The sequence below is a fragment of the Pseudoalteromonas sp. Z1A6 genome, assembly GCF_011378745.1.
Taxonomy (GTDB): domain Bacteria; phylum Pseudomonadota; class Gammaproteobacteria; order Enterobacterales; family Alteromonadaceae; genus Pseudoalteromonas; species Pseudoalteromonas arctica.
On record NZ_WTKW01000542.1, the window covers coordinates 1 to 1,798 of the forward strand.

Sequence of the window (1,798 nt, forward strand, 5' to 3'; positions counted from 1 at the left end):
TTTTCTTAACGTTAAATAGACCCCATATATAAGCAGATTGGTATTATTTCGTTGATTTTAACTATCCCCTCCTTTTGCATAACTATTTCCTATTCTTATTCTGAGTATGCATAATCCTTTACAGACAAATCGATAGATATTCTCTATATTTTAAATAGTACAATTTTTAACTAGGTTGATAAAAGTATCTAACGTGGGCTTATCTGTTTTTAAAGTAGGGTAGTAGGCTGTTATTCTAAGTTTATGCTGATACTTTAAGTATACATTTTATAAGATTTTGATAGGCATAAAAGCACCTTAAAACTTACTTTTTAGGTGAATTTTTATTTATTAAATGTTGATATAATCCTGCAAAGTTACTGAAAAACCTCTTAAAATTATAGGATATAGCATATAACAGGATAGACCTGATATTGCTTGGAATTTAAAAATAATAAGGGTATCGTACCCCAAGACTCCATCTCTCACTTTAACTTAAATTGCAGGATACCATCGCGTTATGTCTGACTTTCGTGAACAAGCACTACATTACCACTCACATCCCGTACCAGGTAAAATTAGCATTGAGCTTACAAAACCAGCTGAAACGGCTCATGATCTTGCACTTGCGTATAGCCCAGGTGTTGCCGAACCTGTACGTGAAATAGCTGCAGATCCTGCAAATGCTTATAAATATACGGGTAAAGGTAACATGGTTGCGGTTATTACTAATGGTACTGCAATTCTAGGCCTTGGTAATTTAGGTCCTTTAGCGTCTAAGCCTGTAATGGAAGGTAAAGCGCTATTGTTTAAACGTTTTGCAGGGCTTGATTCTATCGATATTGAAGTTAAGCACAAAACAACAGAAGACTTTATTAATACGGTTGCCAATATTGCCGACACATTCGGTGGTATTAACCTTGAAGATATTAAAGCACCAGAGTGTTTTGAAATTGAAAAAGCATTAATAGAGCGTTGTAGCATTCCTGTTTTTCATGATGATCAACACGGTACTGCCATTGTAACGGCTGCTGGTATGTTAAATGCGCTAGAAGTACAAGGTAAGTCAATTGAAGATGCAATTATTGTATGTTTAGGTGCAGGCGCTGCCGCTGTTGCGTGTATGGAGCTGTTAATTAAGTGTGGTGCACTGCGTGAACACATTTATATGCTTGACCGCAAAGGTGTTATTCATACCCGCCGCGATGACTTAAATGAATATAAACAGCTTTTTGCTAACAATACCGATAAGCGTACATTGCAAGATGTAATTGCAGATGCTGATGTGTTTGTGGGTGTTTCTGGTCCTAACTTATTAGCGGCTGAAGATTTAAAGCTAATGGCTGCAAAACCAGTTGTGTTTGCATGTTCAAACCCAGATCCTGAGATTGATCCTGCACTTGCGCACGGCGCACGCAACGATTTAATCATGGCAACAGGGCGCTCTGATTACCCTAACCAAGTTAATAATGTTTTATGTTTCCCGTTTATTTTCCGTGGTGCACTTGATGTACGTGCAAGTGCTATTAACGATGAAATGAAAATTGCTGCAGTAGATGCTATTCGAAGTATTGCCAAAGAGCCAGTACCTGCAGAAGTTTTAAAAGCCGCTGGAGTAGATAAACTAGAATTTGGTGCGCAGTATATTATTCCAAAACCAATGGATCCACGTTTACTGCCGCGTATAGCAAGAGCTGTTGCACTTGCTGCTATTGAGTCAGGTGTTGCACAAATTGAGCTACCTGAAAACTATATGCAGTAAATCTATACAGTAGAGCTATGCAATAAAATTTAGACATAAAAAAACCTCAGTAATTAC

1 protein-coding gene is annotated in these 1,798 nt (G+C 37.5%); it reads left to right on the plus strand.

Features of this window, described 5'->3' with window-relative positions:
* Positions 1-499 precede the first annotated feature (499 nt).
* Positions 500-1,741 carry a malic enzyme-like NAD(P)-binding protein gene (locus GQR46_RS19300; RefSeq protein ID WP_007582028.1) on the plus strand — a complete coding sequence of 414 codons (1,242 nt, stop codon included), beginning with the start codon at positions 500-502 and terminating at the stop codon, positions 1,739-1,741.
* Positions 1,742-1,798 lie beyond the last annotated feature (57 nt).

Excerpts from the sequence above, each read along its gene's own strand:
- GQR46_RS19300 (WP_007582028.1), top strand. The coding sequence starts at position 500 with ATGTCTGACTTTCGTGAACAAGCACTACATTACCACTCACATCCCGTA.